This is a genomic window from Massilia jejuensis (assembly GCF_042656795.1).
GTDB lineage: Bacteria > Pseudomonadota > Gammaproteobacteria > Burkholderiales > Burkholderiaceae_D > Telluria > Telluria jejuensis.
On record NZ_JBHSMS010000023.1, the window covers coordinates 193,873 to 212,438 of the forward strand.

Here is an 18,566-nt window from a genome sequence, read left to right on the forward strand (position 1 = left end):
GAGCTTTCGATGAGAACCATCCCTGTCACCAGCGACACGCTCGACGCTTCGCAAGCCGATCTCGGCCGGCTCGTGCTGCGCGTCGCGCTGGCGCTGCTGCTGCTGTTCCACGGCGTCTCAAAACTGATCGGCGGCATCGATTTCATTACCGGCATGCTCGAGAAAATGGGCTTGCCGGGGGCGCTCGGCTACCTGGTGTATATCGGTGAAGTCATCGCGCCGCTCCTGATCCTGGTCGGGGTGTGGACGCGCCTGGCGGCCCTGATTGTCGCCGGCAACATGGTCGTCGCCGTGCTGCTGGTGCACGCCAAGGAATTTTTCACGATGTCGCAAACCGGCGGCTGGGCACTCGAACTGCAGGGAATGTATTTCTTTGCGGCGATCGCCGTCGCCTTGCTCGGCGCGGGGCGCTACAGCATCGGCGGACGCGGCGGCAAGTGGAACTGAGCCGCCAGGGGTGCATGGCAGGAGCGCGTCGCAGCGCCTCTCACGCCATGCAGAGCGCGTAGTGCACGTCGTTGCGGTCGTGCGTCTGCGGGCCGGCCACGAGATACGTGCCCCAGCCGAGGCGCCCGGCGTGGGGCTCGCCGGACAGGCTGGCGCCCTGCACGTCGGCCGCGCGCAGCACCAGCTCGACCTCGTATTCGAGCGCCAGTCCGGTCGACATCGTCACCAGGCTGGTCAAGGCGCGCGCCGCCAGGCCGCCCGGCAGGAAGGCGTCGAAGCCGGCACGGTCGAGCGGGCCGATCACCAGGCGCAGGCGCAAGTCGCGCTGCCAGACGCGCTCGCCGGCAATGGCGCAGGTGCCGAGGGTGGCGCTGGCGCAGCCCAGGGTGCTCTGCTGCACGGGCGGCACGGCATACCAGGCGCCGACGAATTGTTGGACCGTGATGGCTTGCCCGAAATACGCGGACAGTACGCGTCCCATCTGCACGCTCGAGACCGGCCGCTGGCGCAGCGAGGCCGCAAAATAGCCGAGCGACTCGTCGAGCACGGCACCCTGTTCGGGCCGTGCCAGGCGTTGCTGCAGCGACGGATGGCCCAGTCCCGCCAGCGCCAATAGCAGCGGCAGGAAACGGTCCTTGCCGCCAGGTTCGTATTTCAGGTGCAGCCGGTACTTGCGCCAGGCTTCGTAGAACAGCGCCAGTGACCGGTTCGAGAACGTGTCGAGGAAGGCGCGCGCACCCTCGTCCTTCTCGTTGAACTGCTGCTCGGCGATGCGTTCCGTGTAGTGCGGCGGCAGCACGCCGTGGTTGCCCAGCAGGCCCATGAAGGTCGGCGTGATCCGGATCCATGTCAGGCGCGATGACTGCAAGGCCGCGCCCAGCGCTTCCACCGTGGGCGCGATGTCGCGCGGCTCGGTATGGATCGCCTCGAGCTCGCTGGCCGGAAAGCGCAACGAGGTCGAGTTTTGAAAGCGCAGGAAATTCGCGACCAGGCCGTGCTGGGGTGCGCCGTGGCGGCGCAGCCAGAGTTCGAGCATGCGCACCGCCTGGAAATACTCGAAGCGGTAGGGTTCGCGAAACAGGCGCTCGATTACAGCAGGCTCAAATCGCCGCTTTTGGGATGGCATGTGAATAGCGCTTCTCCGGTGTTGGCCGAGACGATGATCAGTTGCGTAAAACTGTTGGCGTGCACGTACAGGGCCAGGAAGCGCTCGACGATGTGGGCAAAGGCGTGGATGCCGCTGCCGACGAAGGCTTCCTCGTCGATGGCAAGGCGCACCTGGACCCCGCGCACCAGGCAATTGAAGGGGTTGCCGGCGAGCCAGGTGCTGGTGGCCCGTTGTTCGATGGCGTGAATGCCGCCGATCTGGCGCTGCGAGGAGGCCGAGCGCGGCAGGTCGTACAGCGCCAGCATTTCGCGAAACGCTTCCACCCCGCCGGCGCTGATCGAGAGGTGATTCAGGGCCAGGTGGGAGATCAGGCGCCAGTGCGCGCTGCGCGCGCCGGAAAAGCGCCAGGACGCGCTCGGCTTGCGCAGGAACTGCATGGTGTACCCGCTGGAGCCGCCCTCGAGAAACAGGTCGCCGCCGGCCTGCCCATACGGCAGCAGGGAAGGCAGATCGCGGTTCGAGCAGGTCAGTTCCAGGTTCAGCGTATCGGTTTCGACCTCGGCCGGATCGAAGTCGATATCGACGATCGTGATCTGGGTCTCGAAGCCGGGGCTGCACTCGGCCAGCGTCTCGTCGCGCCGCATGGCCCAGTAATGGCCGTTGCGCTCGGCCGTCTGGGCATGCTGGAGCGAATAGAAGGGCCGAAACTCGACCACGCTTTCTCCCTGCGGGGTCTGGCGCACCAGGTTCACCGAATCGATCGACTGCACCTCGAAGGCGAAAGCGCGCCGGGCGTCGCCCAGTACCGGATAGCTGGCGCTGGTATGGGTCAGGCGGATCGGCTCGCCCCGCTGGCGGAACAGATTCACCACGGGCGTGCAGCCAAGCAGCAGGTTGTTGGCCGACAAGGTGCCGAGCAAGCGCGCCGTATTCGAGTCGCTGCGGATGCCGGACAAGGCCAGGTGCAGGGTGACCGATTTCGCGCCGGGCACGGCAGCGGCGAGCGCGCGCAGGTCGATATCGAAGAAATTGAATTTTTCGGGAAAGCAGAAATACTCGGTCAGCAGGCGGTAGGCGGCGTGCGAGCGGGCCGGGAAATCGATCAGCGCTTCGTCGTCCGCGAAACCGGCCGGCTCGACCGGGATGGCATCGAGCCCGACCCAGCGCCCGCTGGCGTCGGCTTCGGCATACGCGGCGACCGTGTGCATGAAGAGCGCGTCGCGCAGGGCGGCGCAAAACGAGGGTTCGCCATCGATGAAGACGCGCAGCGCCGCTGCATCGCGCTGGCCGATGCCGGTTTGCCCGGCGCCGCCGGCAAGGGTGAGGCTGATGCCGGCCGTGGCCCCGGGCGGCGCGCGCGCGGCGTCCGGCGCGCGCAGGATCTCGGAAAAGCGTGCCCCTGTCAGCGCCGGCGGGGCCATCGCCACCGGGTACACGGTGCGAAACGTGCAGGGCGCGCCGCGCACCTGGCGCGTGGTCAGCCGGGTGCCGCGCGCGAGCACGCCGGCCCCGCCCTGCTGCCCGGCCGCGCCGGTGCAATCGAGGCGCGCGATCGAGCACGAGGGAAAGGGGCGCAGGTAATGCGGATACAGCACGTCGAACAGCGCTTCGGTGAATTCCGGGTAGTCGTCGTCGAGGCGCTTGGCGATGCGCGCGTTGAGCAGCGCGAACGATTCGATCATGCGCTCGGTATGCGGGTCGTCGCACATCTCCGCGCTGATCAGGAGACGGCCGGCGATCTTGGGGTAGCGCTCGGCGAAGTCGCGCAGGTTGCGGCGCAGATAGCCCAGCTCGCTTTCATAGTACGGCAGTAATTGTTCCAAATTAAGCTCCCGTCGGCGCGGCGCGGCCGGCCTTGCTGATGCTGTAACTCAGGGTCGAGGGCTGCAGCACGGCGTCGAAATTCACGGCTTCCTGCAAGACGCTGGCGACCAATACCCCGGTGATTGAAAAATCCAGGCGGTTGACCGCGCCCTGGCGCAGCTCGAGCGAGGCCTTGACGTGGCGCAGGCGTGGCTCGTGGCGGGCAATCGTCTTTTCGATGCATTCGCAGATCGACGCCCGGTCCGCCGGGCTCGACAGCGACATCGCGGCGAAATCCTGCATCCCATAGCTGACGATCGATCGGCTGCATTCCGGATAGGCCTCCAGCCACGCTTGCGGCAGCACGGCGCGGGTGTTGAGCAGGGCTTCCAGGTCGCGCGCGACGGCATCCTTCATGTCCTCGACCGACATGCGCGGCGTCGGACCATTGTCCCGGCGCAGCGCCACCCCGAGCAGGCGGTCGAACAAGCCTGGCGTAAACCCATTCATTGGACTCCCCTGTTAAAGCGGCCGGCGCACGGCGCCACCGGCAAGCTTCGTAGTCTCACCGCGCCTGCCTGGCTCAACCTTGAAAAAAGATAAGGAAGTGCAATCATCCGTAATGGCGTTGTGCAAACCCGACGTTTGAGCCAGCGCAAACCGCGACCGGGGAGGGCGGTGCTACTGTTTCCTTTGGTAAAAGTTGCGCGCAACGAAAAATCAACGACAGGGATGACAGCGGATATGACCAGCAAAGTACTCTGGGGCGAGGGTTTATTGCTGCGCCCCCAGCATTTCCAGCGCCAGGACCAGTACCACGAGCACTGCCTGCAAAGAGGCATCAAGGCCGTGCACCCGTATGCCTGGGGCGTGGAGCGGCTGCAGGTCGACCGCGAAGCGCTGGCCAATAACGTGCTGCGCATCCTCGACCTGGCACTGCGCTTCCAGGATGGAGAACTGGTCGATGCGCCGAACCTCGATGCCCTGCCCGACACGGTCGACCTGAGCCTGCTCGGGCCATCGCAGCAGAGCGTGACTTATTACGCGGCCCTGCCCGGCCTGAAACCGTTCAGCGGCAATGTCGCGCCCCAGGGCCAGGCGGCGAGCACGGTCCGCTTCGTCCAGGCCAACCAGGAAACGGCCGATTTATACACGCAGGCGGCGCCGGTGCAGCTGGCCTACCTGAAAAAATCGGTGCGCCTGGTGCTTGAGTCCGACCCGCGCGACGCCTATGTCCACTTCCCCTTGCTGCGCCTGCGCCGCGCGGCCGTCGGCGGCTTCGAGATCGATCCGGGCTTCGTGCCGCCCAGCCTGTCGATCGGCGCAGCGCCGCCCCTGTTCCAGCAACTGCGGCGCCTGCTCGACGCATTGCAGGCGAAAGTGGGCGCCCTGCACGGCCACCACCGCGAGCCTAGCCGCAACGTGATCGAATTTCGCTCAGGCGACATGTCTTCGTTCTGGCTGCTGCACACGGCCAGTTCCGCCTACGCCACGCTGACCCACCCGTTTCACCACCCCAGCCTGCATCCGGAACGCCTCTACGAACAATTGCTCGCCGTCGCCGGCAGCCTGATGACCTTTTCGAAAAGCTGGACCCTGGCCGATCTGCCGGCTTACCAGCATGGCGATCCGGGCCCCGCTTTCGCGAGCCTGCACACGATCATCCGCGAATTGCTCGACACCGTGATCTCTTCGAAATACTTCGCGATCGCGCTCGCCGAGGTGCGGCCCTCGTACCACATCGGCGCCATCGATTCGGACAAGATCGACGACAAGACGACCTTGTATATCGCCGTCGCGGCCGACATCCCGGCCGTGCAGCTGGTCGACGTCGTGCCGCTGCGCTTCAAGGTCGGGGCCCCGGACGACGTCGAGAAGTTCGTCCTGTCGGCCCTCCCGGGCGTGCGCCTGCAATACACGCCGCAACCGCCGGCGGCCCTGGCCGTGCGTCCCGATACGTGCTATTTCATGCTCGAATCGAAAGGCCACATGTACGAGCGCATGCTCAAGGCGCAATCGGTCTCGATCTATGTGCCGGCCGGAATGAAAGAACTGAAACTCGAGTTGCTGGCCGTCGCGGCCTAGGCATTCAGCGACCCCATCAAATACAGAGCGGGCGCCAGTCCCCGGCAGCGGGGCTGGTCCTGCACAGAGTCCCCGTCTCCGGCCCCTTGACCGTCCGCGCCGACCGCACCTCGCCCGCATGGGCAGGCGCGCCGCCATACATGCCGCTGACGCCAGCGGCATTTTTTTGCCCATAGCGGGCAAGCTCCCGCCCATTTCCCGCCCATTTCCCGCCCGTTTCCCGCCCGTTTCCCGCCCATTTCCCGCCCATTTCCCGCCATCGTCCCCCGGCATTGGCCGCCACCGCGCCAGCCCAGCAGTTATTCGCACAACCTGCTTGCTTGTCATTCGTATGTCATGCATTGTTGCAAAAATTTGTATTCTTACAATGAAAGAAGGGGAGTCGCATGCGTCGCGTTCACACCATGAAGTTGCTGCCGCTGGTGCTGGCATTGAGTTTCAGTCCCGCAGGTGTTGCCTCGGAAGCGGACCATCGCGAATTCGAGGCGACGCTGCATGCGCCCTATACGGCGCTGGCCTCCGCCCAGGAAGGACGCACGTTCGCGCTGGCGTTCAGCTATCCGTTCGTCCAGGAAGCGCATGACATCGTCTGGCGCCTCGAGCTGCTCGATCCGGCGCAACGCGTGATCGAACGCTGGCAGGGACTCGACCGGCTGTCCGGGAAGCCGGTCGAGGTCAAGGTCAGGTGGCGCGGACGCGCCGCCGACCCGGCCCTGCGCGACGGCCTCTACCAGGTGCGCATGGTCGCCGTGGCGCGCGAAGCAGGGGCCAGCGGCGCGCAGCGGCTGTCGGAAGCGGAGACGGATGGGCTGCTCGAGGCCGACGGCAGCGGCCACCGCGTCGAACAGGCCTGGGACATCGCGGTCGGCACCCCGGACAGCGTGCCGATGCCGGCCTTCGCCCCCCTGGCCACCGGCACCAACGGCGGCAAGGCGGCCGTGGCCCGCCCGGACACGGGCGCCGCCCCGGGCACGGTCTCGCCTGCCTCGGCCCCGGCGACCGCCTCGCTCCCGTATACCGTCTATTACGCCAACCTGCACAGCCAGACCAACCACAGCGACGGCGGCGGTGCCCTGGCGTCGTGCACCGGCTCGCAAAGTCCGCAAGCGGGCGCCTTCGGCCCGGCCGATGCCTTCGCGTATGCGAAAAACAAGGGCCTGGACATCCTGATGGCGTCCGAGCACAACCACATGTACGACGGCTCGGCCGGCACCGATACCTCGGCCAGCGCGGCAACGGCCAAGGCGCTCTACCAGTCGGGCTTGACGGCAGCCGCCAACTTCAATGCCGCCAACCCGAATTTCCTGGCCGTCTATGGCCTGGAATGGGGCGTGATCAGCAATGGCGGCCATCTGAACATCCTCAACAGCCCCGAACTGCTCGAGTGGGAATACAATGCCAGCAACCAGTTGCTGGGCGACACCTATACGGCCAAGAACGATTACGCCGCACTCTATACCCTGATGAAGACCCGCGGCTGGGTCGGCCAGTTCAACCACCCGGATTCGACCGGCCAGTTCCTGGTCAACGGCGTTCCGCTCGGGTATACGGCCGATGGCGACCAGGCGATGGTGCTGTGCGAAGTGATGAACACCTCGGCATTTTCGACCAACACGACCGAGACCGAAACCGGCCGCAGCACCTTCGAGAGCGCCTGCAACAAAGCCCTGGAAGCGGGCTTCCACGTGGCGTTTTCCACCAACCAGGACAACCACTGCGCCAACTGGGGCGCTGCCTACACCAACCGTACCGGTGTCCTGATTCCAACCGGCACGCCCTTGACGAACGCCAGTTTTATTGCGGCACTGCAGGCGCGCCGGGTGTTCGCGACCATGGACAAGACCTCGCAGTTGGTACTGACCGCCAACGGCCGCGTGATGGGCGAGCGGTTCACGAATAGCGGTCCGTTGACCCTGACGGCCAACTTCGCCAATACTTCCGGCAAGACGGTATCCTCGGTGGCGCTGTTCGAGGGCGTGCCGGGCCGTAACGGCACGGTCACCCAGCTGTCGACGAGCGCCAGCACGACGATCACCCCTGAGATCGGCACGTACTTTTACTATGCCAAGATCACGCAAAGCGATGGCAAGATCCTGTGGTCGGCGCCGGTCTGGGTCACCCAGTCGGCCACGGCCGGCGACACGGTCGCGCCGACTGTTTCCGCCAGTGAAAGCGGCACGAGCGGAACAATTACCCTGTCGGCCAGCGCCAGCGACAACGTCGGCGTCAGCCGGGTCGAATTCTATGTCGATAACGTATTGAAAGGGAGCGACGCCAGTGCCCCGTATGCGATGACGCTCGATTCGACCACCCTTGCCAATGGCAGCCACGTACTGGGCGCGAAAGCCTACGATGCGGCCGGCAATGTCGGCAGCGCACCCAGCGTGAATTTCAGCATCAGCAATGGCACCGGCGGCACCGGCGGCACCCAGCTGCTCCTCAATCCCGGTTTCGAGTCGGGCGCGGTATCCTGGAGCGGCGGCAGCGGCATCATCAATAACGCGACGACGACGCCGGCGCGCAGCGGCAGCTGGAAAGCAAAACTGGCCGGTACCGGCGCCACCCGCACCGACAACCTGTACCAGCAAGTCGCGATTCCCGCGGGCGCCGCCAGCGCGACATTATCGTTCTGGCTGCAAGTGCAGTCGGCGGAAACGACGACCAGCACCGCCTACGACACCCTCAAGGTACAAGTGAGAAACAGCGGCGGCACCATCCTGGCCACGCCGGCGACGTATTCGAACCTGAACAAGGCAAGCAGCTATACCCAAAGGAGCGTCGACCTGTCGGCCTACAAGGGGCAGACCGTGCAGGTCTTTTTCACGGGGAGCGAGGATGCGTCGCTGCAAACGACCTTCCTGGTCGACGATGTGGCGCTGACGGTGCCGTAAGGCCGCTTCATCAAGCCCATGACCGGATCAGGGATGCCGCCTCGGTCATCATGAAATCCTTGAACACACTGGCTGCCGGCGAGAGCCGCTTGGCAGCCAGGTGCGTGATATGCCAGTGACGCACGATCGGCAATCCTTCGATGTCGACCAGCGCCAGATGTCCGGAACCGAGTTCCTGGCGAATCGTCCTGAGCGACAGGAAACTCATCCCCATGCCCGCCATCACCGCCTGCTTGATGGTTTCATTGCTCGGCATTTCCATCACCACCCGGGGGTGGATGCCCTGTTCGCCGAACAGGCGCTCCATGGCCTGCCGCGTCCCCGAGCCGGTCTCGCGCACGACGAATTCCTGGTCGTTGAGGATCGACAGGGGCGCGTTGCGGCGCCGCGAAAAGGGGTGGCTGGGAGCGCAGATGATGCCCAGCGGATTGGTCGCAAACGCGTAGGCGACGCAATCGATCGTCTCCGGCGCGCGTCCCATGATCACCAGGTCGACTTCATTGCGCATCAGTAGCGCCATGATGCTTTCACGGTTGTGAATCTGCAGCGTGACCTCGATATCGGGGAATTGTTTGCGAAACAGCACCAGCAGCATCGGCACGAAATACTTGGCGGTGCTGACCATCGCCAATTCGACCCGCCCCTTGCGAATGCCGCGCCGCGCCGCCATCGCGTCTTCCATCTGCCGCAACTGGACGCTCGCCGCCAGCGCATGCTGTTCCACCTCCTGCCCGGCATCGGTCAGCCGGATCTTGCGCCCGACCTGCTCGTACAGGGGCATGCCGACGATCTCTTCGAGCTGGCGCAACTGCATCGATACCGCCGGCTGCGAGACGTGCAGGGCCTCGGCGGCGCGCGAGATCGACAGCTGGCGCGCCACTTCGAGGAAGGTGTCGAGTTGACGGAGGGTGTACCGGCGCATACGGGCAATCCATAAGGAAGCACTTATATCGACCGCGTTTTTTTTGATTGGACCTGATATGACGGGCTACTTATAGTTTGCTTAACGCAGCCGCGCCCAGTCAAGGAGAATCGTCATGGAAGCCGATGGAATCGTGCAGATCAAGGACTCGAAAAAACGTTACTCGGCCGGTGTGCTGAAGTATGCACAGATGGGCTATTGGGACGCCGACTACCAGCCCAAGGATACCGATGTGCTGGCCGTGTTCCGCATCACGCCGCAGGAAGGCGTCGACGCCATCGAAGCGGCGGCGGCGGTTGCCGGCGAGTCCTCGACCGCCACCTGGACCGTGGTCTGGACCGACCGCCTCACCGCCTGCGACATGTACCGCGCCAAGGCCTACCGCGTCGATCCGGTGCCGAACAATCCGGGCCAGTATTTCTGCTGGGTGGCCTACGACCTGTCGCTGTTCGAGGAAGGCTCGATCGCCAACGTCACCGCCTCCATCATCGGCAATGTGTTCAGCTTCAAGCCCTTGAAGGCGGCGCGCCTGGAAGACATGCGCTTCCCGGTCGCCTACATCAAGACCTTCCCGGGGCCGCCGACCGGCATCATCGTCGAACGCGAACGCATGGACAAGTTCGGCCGGCCCTTGCTGGGCGCGACGACGAAGCCGAAACTGGGCCTGTCCGGCCGCAACTATGGACGGGTGGTGTACGAAGGCCTCCGAGGCGGCCTCGATTTCATGAAGGACGACGAGAACATCAATTCGCAACCCTTCATGCACTGGCGCGACCGCTTCCTGTTCGTGATGGAGGCGGTCAACCGGGCCACCGCCGCCACCGGCGAAGTCAAGGGCCACTACCTGAACGTGACCGCCGGCACGATGGAAGAAATGTACCGCCGCGCGCAATTTGCCAAGGAACTCGGGTCGATCGTCATCATGATCGACCTCGTGGTCGGCTGGACCGCGATCCAGTCGATGTCGTACTGGTGCCGCCAGAACGACATGGTGCTGCACCTGCACCGCGCCGGTCACGGCACCTACACGCGCCAGAAAAACCACGGCGTCTCCTTCCGCGTGATCGCCAAATGGCTGCGCATGTGCGGCGTCGACCACATGCACGCCGGTACCGCGGTCGGCAAGCTGGAAGGCGATCCGATGACGGTGCAGGGCTATTACAAGGTCTGCCGCGATACCCGCACCGAGGTCGACCTGCCGCGCGGCCTGTTCTTCGAGCAGGACTGGGGCTCGCTGCGCAAGGTCATGCCGGTGGCCTCGGGCGGCATCCACGCCGGCCAGATGCACCAGCTGCTCGACCTGTTCGGCGACGACGTCATCCTGCAGTTCGGCGGCGGCACCATCGGCCATCCGCAAGGCATCCAGGCGGGCGCCACGGCCAACCGCGTCGCCCTCGAAGCGATGGTGCTGGCACGCAACGAAGGGCGCGATATCGCCAACGAAGGGCCCGACATCCTGCGCGACGCCGCGCGCTGGTGCGGGCCATTGAAGGCGGCGCTCGATACCTGGGGCGAGATCGCATTCAACTACACCCCGACCGACACCTCCGATTTTACCCCGACCGCATCGGTCGCCTGAAGCCAGACGCCGGACACCAGGAGCACATCATGCGCATCACACAAGGCACCTTTTCCTTCCTGCCCGACCTGAGCGACGAGCAGATCACCCGCCAGATCGACTATTGCCTCGGCAACGGCTGGGCCCTGGGGATCGAATACACGGACGACCCGCACCCCCGCAATACCTATTGGGAGATGTTCGGCGCGCCGATGTTCGACCTGCGCGACGCTGCCGGGATCATGGCCGAACTGGCCGGCTGCCGCGCCACCTGGCCGCAGCACTACATCCGCCTGACCGCCTTCGATTCGAGCGCCGGCACCGAATCGATCGTGATGGCGTTCATCGTCAACCGCCCGCAGGTCGAACCGGGTTTCAAATTGCTGCGCCACGAAGTCGAAGGCCGCACGGTGCGCTACAGCATCGAGAGCTATGCGGTGCAGGCCCAGCCCGAGGGCGCGCGCTACACGCAAGCGAACTAGCCCGGGCGCGAGCACATCATGCACATCGACGACATCGGGCGCCACGCGCCCGCCAATCCCTTCGCCGCCGCCCTGGCCGAATCCGGCATCACCGAGCTGCTGGCCGAGTTAGAGCGCGAGCTGGTCGGCCTGGCGCCGGTCAAGGCGCGCATCCGCGACATCGCCGCGCTGCTGCTGGTCGACAAGCTGCGTGCCGAGCGGGGCATGGTCGGCGGCGCGCCCAGCCTGCACATGTGCTTTTCCGGCAATCCGGGGACAGGCAAGACCACGGTCGCGCTGCGCATGGCGGCCATCCTGCACCGCCTCGGCTACGTGCGCAAGGGCCACCTGGTCGCCGTCACCCGCGACGACCTGGTGGGCCAGTACATCGGCCACACGGCGCCCAAGACGCGCGAAGTCCTTAAAAAGGCGATGGGCGGCGTGCTGTTCATCGACGAAGCGTATTACCTGTACCGCCCGGAGAACGAGCGCGATTACGGCCAGGAAGCGATCGAAATCCTGCTGCAGATAATGGAGAACAACCGCGACGACCTGGTCGTGATCCTGGCCGGCTACAAGGACCGGATGGACAAGTTCTTCGAATCGAATCCCGGCATGTCCTCGCGCATTGCGCACCACATCGATTTTCCGGACTACGGCGTCGACGAACTGGCGAAAATTGCCGACCTGATGCTGGCAACGATGCACTACCGCTTCGACGAGGAAGCGGCGCGCGTCTTCGTCGACTACCTGGGGCGGCGCCTGGCCCAGCCGCATTTCGCCAACGCGCGCAGCGTGCGCAATGCGCTCGACCGGGCGCGCCTGCGCCATGCTTCGCGCCTGCTGCAAGACCCGGCCGCCTGCAACGACGAGGCCTGGCTGGCGACCATCCGCGCGCCCGATTTGCTGGCTAGCCGCGTGTTTTCGGTATCGGATGCACGCGCCGCCGCCGGGGAGCCGCCGCCATGCTGAAAGCGCTGATCCTGGATGTAGACGGCACCCTGGCCGATACCGAGGAGGCGCACCGCGCCGCCTTCAACGCTGCCTTTCGCGACGCCGGTTTCAGGTGGAACTGGAGCATGGCCCTGTACACGGAGCTGCTCGCGGTCAGTGGCGGCAAGGAGCGCATTCTTCACTACTGGCAGGGGGTCGATCCGGCCGGCGCGGCGAACCCCGACGCCGGCGCCACGATCGCCGTCCTGCATGCGTGTAAGACCCGCCACTACGCGCGCCTGGTCGGCAGCGGCCAGCTGCCGCTGCGCCCCGGCATCCTGCGCCTGGTCCGCGCAGCCGAACAGGCAGGCCTGCCGCTGGCGATCGCCACCACGACGACGTTCGCCAACATCGATGCCTTGCTGCGCACCCCGTTCGGCGCCGGCTGGCGCTCGCTGTTTCGCGCCGTCTGCGACGCCGGCGCGGCAGAAAATAAAAAGCCGGCGCCTGACGTGTACCACGCCGCGCTGGCGGCGCTGGCCCTGCCGCCGGACGCCTGCCTGGCTGTCGAGGATTCCGCCAACGGCTTGCAGGCCGCGCGCGCGGCCGGCATCCCGACGCTGGTGACGCCGACGGCGTACACCCGCGCCGAGTGCTTCGACGGCGCGCTGCTGCGCCTCGATCACCTGGGCGACCCCGACTGCCCCCTCGACCGGCCGCTACCCGGCAGCGGGCAGCGCTGGGTCGACCTGGCGGCCCTGCGCCGCTGGCATGCCGCTGCTACCGAACTCGAGGTGAACTGACATGAACCCGACCCCCGCATCGCAGGCGATCCGGCTCGCCCCCTCCTTGTTGTCGGCCGATTTCGCCCGCCTGGGCGAGGAGGTGCGCGCCATCGAGGCGGCCGGCGCCGACCTGGTGCACTTCGACGTGATGGATAACCATTATGTGCCGAACCTGACGGTCGGCCCGCTGGTGTGCGAGGCGATCCGCCCGCACACCACCATCCCGATCGATGTCCACCTGATGGTCGAGCCGGTCGACGCGCTGGTGCCGCTGTTCGCCAAGGCCGGCGCCGCGATCATCAGCTTCCATCCCGAGGCCAGCCGCCACGTCGACCGTACGCTGGGCATGATTCGCGAGCTCGGCTGCAAGGCCGGGCTCGCCTTCAACCCTGCCACCCCGCTGGCCCTGCTCGAACATGTGCTCGACAAGGTCGACCTGGTGCTCCTGATGAGCGTGAACCCGGGATTTGGCGGACAGAAGTTCATCCCGGGCACGCTGGCCAAACTGCGGCAGGCCAGGACCCTGATCGATGCGCACGTGGCCGCCGGCGGACAGCCCATCTGGCTGCAGGTCGATGGCGGCGTGAACGCGCAAAACATCGGCACGATCCGCGCCGCCGGCGCCGACACCTTCGTCGCCGGCAACGCCGTGTTCGGGGCGCCCGACGCCGACCGCGGCTACCACACCATCCTGCGGCGCCTGCGCGCGCATGCGGCCGACCTGTCACCCCACCGGAGTGCGCCATGACGATGCCTTGCCGTACCACCTTGACCCAATTCCTGATCGAGGAACGGCGCCACTTTCCCCATGCCAGCGGCGATTTCAACAGCCTGATCCTGAATGTGGCGCTGGCCTGCAAGGCCATCGCGCGCCAGGTGGCCCTGGGCGCACTCGGCGCCTGTCGCGACAACGCGGGAGGCGCCCTGAACGTGCAGGGTGAAACCCAGCAGCCGATGGATGTGATCGGCAACCAGGCCTTCATCGATTTCAGCGAATGGAGCGGCAATCTGGCCGGCATGGCGTCCGAGGAGATGGCAACGCCCTACCAGATCCCCGACTGCCATCCCCGGGGCAAATACCTGCTCGTCTTCGATCCGCTCGACGGCTCCTCGAACATCGACGTCAATGTCGCGGTGGGCAGCATCTTTTCGGTACTGCGCGCCACGCGTGAGGAAACGGCGGGCGAAGCGGCGGTGACGGAACAGGATTTCCTGCAGCCGGGCACCGAACAGGTGGCCGCCGGCTACGCCGTCTACGGCCCCGCGACCATGCTGGTGCTCACCGTCGGCAATGGCGTCAACGGTTTTACGCTGGACCCGAACCTGGGCGAATTCATGCTCACCCATCCTGCCTTGACGGTGCCCGCCGCGACCAGCGAATTTGCGATCAATGCCTCCAACAGCCGCTTCTGGGAGGGGCCGGTGAAACGCTATGTCGACGAGTGCCTGGCCGGCAGGAGCGGAGTGCGCGGCAAGGATTTCAACATGCGCTGGATCGCCTCCCTGGTGGCCGAAGCGCACCGCATCCTGATGCGCGGCGGCGTCTTCCTCTACCCGTGCGACCACAAGAACCCGGACCTGCGCTGGCGCCTGCGCCTGCTGTACGAAGCCAACCCGATCGGCTTCATCATCGAACAGGCGGGCGGGCGCGCCAGCACCGGGCGCCAGCCGGTATTGAAGGTGCAGCCGTCGGCGCTGCACCAGCGGGTCGGCCTGGTGTTCGGGTCGCGCGAGGAAGTCGACCGCATCGAGGGCTACCACCACGATGTGCAGATGGCGGATCTGCCTTCGCCGCTGTTCCACGAGCACGGGCTGTTCCGCGCATCGGCCTGATTCGATCTTTTTGAACATTTTGCGGGAGTCGATTGCCATGTCCGAACGCCACCCCATCATCGCCATTACCGGCTCCTCGGGCGCCGGGACCACCTCGGTGACCCATACCTTCGAGAGCATTTTTCGGCGCGAGCACATCCGCTCCGTCATCGTCGAGGGCGACAGCTTCCACCGTTACGACCGCGCCGAAATGAAGGTCAAGCTGGCCGCCGCCGAACTGGCGGGCGACGCCAGCTTCAGCCACTTCGGGCCCGACAACAACCTGTTCGAGGATCTACAGGCGATGTTCGCGAACTACGCCGGCACGGGCAGGGCGCAGCACCGCAAATACCTGCACGACCATGAAGAAGCGGCGCCCTACCGCCAGGAGCCGGGCACGTTTACCCCCTGGGAAGCCTTGCCCGAGGATTCGGACCTGCTGTTCTACGAGGGCCTGCACGGCGGCGTGGTGCACGGGGCGATCGACATCGCGCGCTATCCCGACCTCCTGATCGGCGTGGTGCCCGTGATTAACCTGGAATGGATCCAGAAACTGTGGCGCGACAAGGCCAAGCGCGGCTATTCGACCGAGGCGGTGACCGACACCATCCTGCGCCGCATGCCCGACTACGTGAACCACATCTGCCCGCAATTCTCGCGTACCCACGTCAACTTCCAGCGCGTGCCCTGTGTCGACACCTCGAACCCGTTCATTTCCCGCGAAATCCCGGCGCCCGACGAAAGCTTTGTCGTGATCCGCTTTGCCAATCCGAAGGGGATCGATTTCCAGTACCTGCTGGCGATGGTGGGCGGCTCCTTCATGTCGCGTGCAAATACCATCGTCGTCCCCGGCGGCAAGATGGAATTGTCGATGCAGCTGATTTTTACTCCCTTCATCTTGCGCATGATGGAGCGCAAGAAGCGGGCCCTGAATGCACTTTGATTGCACGCCGACTGCACCCTGATAAAGGACCACCATGGATACCCGCGAACCTTGCGTCCCTGCCGTTTCCCCGACAGCGCTTGCCGACACCCTGCGTTTCCTGGCCGCCGATGCGGTGCAACAGGCCCAGTCCGGCCATCCCGGCGCGCCGCTCGGCATGGCCGACATCGCCGCGGTGCTGTGGCGCCGCCACCTGCGCCACAATCCGGCCAACCCGCACTGGCTCGACCGCGACCGCTTCGTGCTGTCCAACGGCCACGCGTCGATGCTGCTGTATGCACTGCTGCACCTGACCGGCTACGACCTGCCGATGGATGAACTCAAGCGCTTTCGCCAACTGGGCTCGCGCACCCCGGGCCACCCCGAAACGGGCCTGACGCCGGGCGTGGAAACGACCACCGGTCCCCTCGGCCAGGGCCTGGCCAACGCGGTCGGCATGGCGCTGGCGGAAAAACTGCTGGCCGCCAGTTTCAACCGGCCGGGCCACACCGTGGTCGACCACCGCACCTGGGTGTTCGTGGGCGACGGCTGCCTGATGGAAGGCATCAGCCACGAAGTCTGCTCGCTGGCCGGCACCCTGGGACTGGAAAAACTGGTGGCCATCTACGACGACAACGGCATCTCGATCGACGGTGAAGTCTCGGGCTGGTTCAGGGACGACACGGCGCGCCGCTTCGCCGCCTACGGCTGGCATGTCATCGACCATGTCGACGGCCACGACGCCGAAGCCGTCGAACGCGCGCTCAACCAGGCCAAATCGCAGCACGGCAAGCCGACCCTGATCTGCTGCAAGACCGTGATCGGGCACGGCGCACCGACCAAGGCCGGCGGCCACGAGGTCCACGGCGCGCCGCTCGGCGCCGAGGAAATCGCCGCCATGCGCAGCGGCCGGGGATGGGCGTCGGCGCCCTTCGCGCTGGCGCCGGAACTGGCGCAGGCCTGGGATGCGCGCGCGGCCGGCGCGCTCGCGGAGCAGGCGTGGAGCGCGCGCATGGCCGCTTACCGGGCGGCCTGGCCGGCGCTGGCGGCCGAACTGGAACGGCGCAGCGCCGGGGTCCTGCCCGCCGGCTGGCCGGCGCGCTTGACGGCGCTGGCCGCCGGCGACGCCGCGCTGCAGGGAAAGCTCGCCACCCGCAAGGCCTCGCAGCACGTGCTCGGCCACCTGGTCGAGGCGCTGCCGGAACTGTTCGGCGGCTCGGCCGACCTGAGCAGCTCGAATCTGACCAATGTGGACGCCTCGGTGTGGGTGAACCATGGCGGTAGCGGCAATTACCTCAGCTACGGCGTGCGCGAATTCGGCATGGCGGCCATCATGAACGGCATGGCGCTGCACGGCGGCTTCATTCCCTACGGCGGCACCTTCCTGACCTTTTCCGACTATTCGCGCAACGCCGTGCGCATGGCCGCGCTGATGAAACTGCGCGTGATCCACGTCTTCACGCACGACTCGATCGGCCTGGGCGAGGACGGACCGACCCACCAGCCGATCGAACACCTGGCCAGCCTGCGCCTGATGCCGAACAACCGCGTCTGGCGCCCCTGCGACGGCGTCGAGACCGCGGTCGCCTGGGAAGCGGCGCTGGCCAGGGCAGACGGCCCGAGCTGCCTGGTCCTGTCGCGCCAGGCGTTGCCGGGCTGGACGCGCACGCCGGTGCAACTGGACGCCATCGCGCGCGGCGCCTACATACTGGTCGAATGCGCGCAGGCGCCGCAGCTGGTGCTGGTGGCAACCGGTTCCGAAGTCGAGATTGCCGTGGCCGCGGCGCAGCAGCTGGCGCTGCGGGACGTGGCCGTACGGGTGGTGTCGATGCCCTGCGTCGAACTGTTTTATGCGCAGGATGCGGCCTACCGCGACCAGGTGCTGGCGCCGGGCGTGCCGCGGGTGAGCGTGGAAGCCGGCGTCACCTGGTTCTGGCGCGCCGTCGTCGGCGAGCACGGCGTCGCCATCGGCATCGACCGGTATGGCGAATCGGCGCCGGCGCCGCAACTGTACGACCATGCCGGCCTGACGGCCGCGCAGGTGAGCGCACGCGCGCTGGCGCTGCTGGAGGCTGCGTAATGAACAGCATCGACTTCACACACCACACACGGCACGCGGTCCTGATCGATCTCGACGGCACCCTGGTCGACAGCGCGCCGGACATCGTCGAAGCGGTGCGGCGCCTGCTGCTGGACTTGCACGCCGCGCCGCTCTCCTTTGACACGGTGCGCGGCTTCATCGGCCATGGCGTGCCGACCCTGATCCGGCGCGTGCTGCGCGCCAGTGCCCTCACCCACATCGACGAGGTGCTGGCGCTGGCGCTGTTCCAGCGCCACTACCGCGATACCAACGGGCGCTACGGCGACGTGTATCCCGGCGTGCGCGCGGGCCTGGCGGCCTTGCAAGGGGCCGGCTACCGGCTCGGCTGCGTCACCAACAAATTCTACGAGGCGAGCGTGGCCCTGCTGGACATCCATGCGCTGGCGCCCTGGTTCGAGGTGGTGGTGGGCGGCGATACATTAAGCCAGATGAAACCCGCCGCCGAACCGCTGCTGCACGCCTGCCGCGCCCTGCACGCGCGCCTGGATCGCTGCGTGCTGGTCGGCGACTCCCACGTCGACATCGCGGCGGCGCGTGCCGCGCAGATGCCGGTGTTTATCGTGCGCTACGGCTATCCGGGGCCGGAGGGGCATGCGGCCATGGCATGCGATGGCTTCATCGATTCGCTGGAGGAGTTACCGGCCATGCTGGATGCTGCAAACCAGGGCCGGCAATGAGCTTGAACGACAAATATGGATAGGGAAATTTGCTCGCAAACACTCCTTTGTGATGCGCCCA

General features: G+C 66.2%; 16 protein-coding genes. 12 read left to right on the forward strand and 4 right to left on the reverse strand.

Going from position 1 to position 18,566, the window contains the following annotated elements; translation table 11 throughout:
• Window positions 1–9 precede the first annotated feature (9 nt).
• A complete protein-coding gene (locus ACFPOU_RS06560) occupies window positions 10–447 on the forward strand; it encodes a DoxX family protein (RefSeq protein WP_379718428.1) in 438 nt (145 codons plus the stop codon).
• Between the two features lie 40 nt (window positions 448–487).
• On the opposite strand, the gene tssG is transcribed toward ACFPOU_RS06560, so the two are convergent.
• From tssG to tssE, 3 genes are read right to left on the reverse strand one after another with little or no spacing between them, the layout of a single operon-like run.
• Window positions 488–1,573, reverse strand: a complete 1,086-nt coding sequence (tssG, locus tag ACFPOU_RS06565; RefSeq protein WP_379718431.1) for a type VI secretion system baseplate subunit TssG — start codon at window positions 1,571–1,573, stop codon at window positions 488–490.
• Window positions 1,537–3,378 (reverse strand): type VI secretion system baseplate subunit TssF, encoded by a 1,842-nt coding sequence (gene tssF, locus ACFPOU_RS06570; RefSeq protein WP_379718434.1) that lies wholly within the window; start codon window positions 3,376–3,378, stop codon window positions 1,537–1,539. The genes tssG and tssF overlap by 37 nt, the downstream gene beginning before the upstream one ends.
• Before the next feature lies 1 nt (window position 3,379).
• Complete coding sequence (tssE, locus tag ACFPOU_RS06575; protein WP_379718437.1) at window positions 3,380–3,868, reverse strand: type VI secretion system baseplate subunit TssE; 489 nt, start codon at window positions 3,866–3,868, stop codon at window positions 3,380–3,382.
• A gap of 234 nt (window positions 3,869–4,102) precedes the next feature.
• On the opposite strand from tssE, the gene tssK reads away from it, so the two are divergent.
• Window positions 4,103–5,443 (forward strand): type VI secretion system baseplate subunit TssK, encoded by a 1,341-nt coding sequence (tssK, locus tag ACFPOU_RS06580; protein WP_379718440.1) that lies wholly within the window; start codon window positions 4,103–4,105, stop codon window positions 5,441–5,443.
• A 386-nt stretch (window positions 5,444–5,829) separates the two neighbouring features.
• Window positions 5,830–8,334: a CehA/McbA family metallohydrolase gene (locus tag ACFPOU_RS06585; RefSeq protein WP_379718443.1), complete on the forward strand. Its 2,505-nt coding sequence runs from the start codon at window positions 5,830–5,832 to the stop codon at window positions 8,332–8,334.
• A 10-nt stretch (window positions 8,335–8,344) separates the two neighbouring features.
• Here ACFPOU_RS06585 and ACFPOU_RS06590 read toward each other — a convergent pair whose 3' ends face one another.
• Window positions 8,345–9,256, reverse strand: a complete 912-nt coding sequence (locus tag ACFPOU_RS06590) for a LysR family transcriptional regulator (RefSeq protein ID WP_379718446.1) — start codon at window positions 9,254–9,256, stop codon at window positions 8,345–8,347.
• 115 nt (window positions 9,257–9,371) lie between these two features.
• On the opposite strand from ACFPOU_RS06590, the gene ACFPOU_RS06595 reads away from it, so the two are divergent.
• Genes ACFPOU_RS06595 through gph form a run of 9 tightly spaced genes read left to right on the forward strand, consistent with a single transcriptional unit; the run spans window position 9,372 to window position 18,505 of the window.
• The gene (locus tag ACFPOU_RS06595) at window positions 9,372–10,835 is read left to right on the forward strand and encodes a form I ribulose bisphosphate carboxylase large subunit (protein ID WP_379718449.1); all 1,464 of its coding nucleotides are present in this window, start codon (window positions 9,372–9,374) and stop codon (window positions 10,833–10,835) included.
• 29 nt (window positions 10,836–10,864) lie between these two features.
• Window positions 10,865–11,296 carry a ribulose bisphosphate carboxylase small subunit gene (locus ACFPOU_RS06600; protein WP_379718452.1) on the forward strand — a complete coding sequence of 144 codons (432 nt, stop codon included), beginning with the start codon at window positions 10,865–10,867 and terminating at the stop codon, window positions 11,294–11,296.
• A gap of 18 nt (window positions 11,297–11,314) precedes the next feature.
• Complete coding sequence (cbbX, locus tag ACFPOU_RS06605; protein WP_379718455.1) at window positions 11,315–12,247, forward strand: CbbX protein; 933 nt, start codon at window positions 11,315–11,317, stop codon at window positions 12,245–12,247.
• Complete coding sequence (locus tag ACFPOU_RS06610; protein ID WP_379719014.1) at window positions 12,244–13,011, forward strand: HAD-IA family hydrolase; 768 nt, start codon at window positions 12,244–12,246, stop codon at window positions 13,009–13,011. The genes cbbX and ACFPOU_RS06610 overlap by 4 nt, the downstream gene beginning before the upstream one ends.
• A 1-nt stretch (window position 13,012) precedes the next feature.
• On the forward strand, window positions 13,013–13,741 hold the full coding sequence (gene rpe, locus ACFPOU_RS06615; protein ID WP_379718458.1) for a ribulose-phosphate 3-epimerase: 729 nt from the start codon (window positions 13,013–13,015) through the stop codon (window positions 13,739–13,741).
• Window positions 13,738–14,826, forward strand: a complete 1,089-nt coding sequence (locus ACFPOU_RS06620) for a class 1 fructose-bisphosphatase (protein ID WP_379718461.1) — start codon at window positions 13,738–13,740, stop codon at window positions 14,824–14,826. The genes rpe and ACFPOU_RS06620 overlap by 4 nt, the downstream gene beginning before the upstream one ends.
• A gap of 37 nt (window positions 14,827–14,863) precedes the next feature.
• Complete coding sequence (locus tag ACFPOU_RS06625) at window positions 14,864–15,748, forward strand: phosphoribulokinase (RefSeq protein ID WP_379718464.1); 885 nt, start codon at window positions 14,864–14,866, stop codon at window positions 15,746–15,748.
• Between the two features lie 34 nt (window positions 15,749–15,782).
• On the forward strand, window positions 15,783–17,807 hold the full coding sequence (gene tkt, locus ACFPOU_RS06630; protein WP_379718467.1) for a transketolase: 2,025 nt from the start codon (window positions 15,783–15,785) through the stop codon (window positions 17,805–17,807).
• Window positions 17,807–18,505, forward strand: coding sequence for a phosphoglycolate phosphatase (gene gph / locus ACFPOU_RS06635; protein ID WP_379718470.1), 699 nt, complete (start codon window positions 17,807–17,809; stop codon window positions 18,503–18,505). The genes tkt and gph overlap by 1 nt, the downstream gene beginning before the upstream one ends.
• The last annotated feature ends 61 nt before the right edge of the window (window positions 18,506–18,566 follow it).

Bases quoted from the DNA above. Each gene is read 5' to 3' on its own strand.
- ACFPOU_RS06585 (WP_379718443.1), top strand. From the start codon at position 5,830: ATGCGTCGCGTTCACACCATGAAGTTGCTGCCGCTGGTGCTGGCATTG.
- gph (WP_379718470.1), top strand. From the start codon at position 17,807: ATGAACAGCATCGACTTCACACACCACACACGGCACGCGGTCCTGATC.
- ACFPOU_RS06625 (WP_379718464.1), top strand. From the start codon at position 14,864: ATGTCCGAACGCCACCCCATCATCGCCATTACCGGCTCCTCGGGCGCC.
- ACFPOU_RS06595 (WP_379718449.1), top strand. From the start codon at position 9,372: ATGGAAGCCGATGGAATCGTGCAGATCAAGGACTCGAAAAAACGTTAC.
- ACFPOU_RS06590 (WP_379718446.1), bottom strand. From the start codon at position 9,256: ATGCGCCGGTACACCCTCCGTCAACTCGACACCTTCCTCGAAGTGGCG.
- tssE (WP_379718437.1), bottom strand. From the start codon at position 3,868: ATGAATGGGTTTACGCCAGGCTTGTTCGACCGCCTGCTCGGGGTGGCG.
- tkt (WP_379718467.1), top strand. From the start codon at position 15,783: ATGGATACCCGCGAACCTTGCGTCCCTGCCGTTTCCCCGACAGCGCTT.
- tssK (WP_379718440.1), top strand. From the start codon at position 4,103: ATGACCAGCAAAGTACTCTGGGGCGAGGGTTTATTGCTGCGCCCCCAG.
- ACFPOU_RS06600 (WP_379718452.1), top strand. From the start codon at position 10,865: ATGCGCATCACACAAGGCACCTTTTCCTTCCTGCCCGACCTGAGCGAC.
- rpe (WP_379718458.1), top strand. From the start codon at position 13,013: ATGAACCCGACCCCCGCATCGCAGGCGATCCGGCTCGCCCCCTCCTTG.
- cbbX (WP_379718455.1), top strand. From the start codon at position 11,315: ATGCACATCGACGACATCGGGCGCCACGCGCCCGCCAATCCCTTCGCC.
- ACFPOU_RS06620 (WP_379718461.1), top strand. From the start codon at position 13,738: ATGACGATGCCTTGCCGTACCACCTTGACCCAATTCCTGATCGAGGAA.
- ACFPOU_RS06560 (WP_379718428.1), top strand. From the start codon at position 10: ATGAGAACCATCCCTGTCACCAGCGACACGCTCGACGCTTCGCAAGCC.
- tssG (WP_379718431.1), bottom strand. From the start codon at position 1,573: ATGCCATCCCAAAAGCGGCGATTTGAGCCTGCTGTAATCGAGCGCCTG.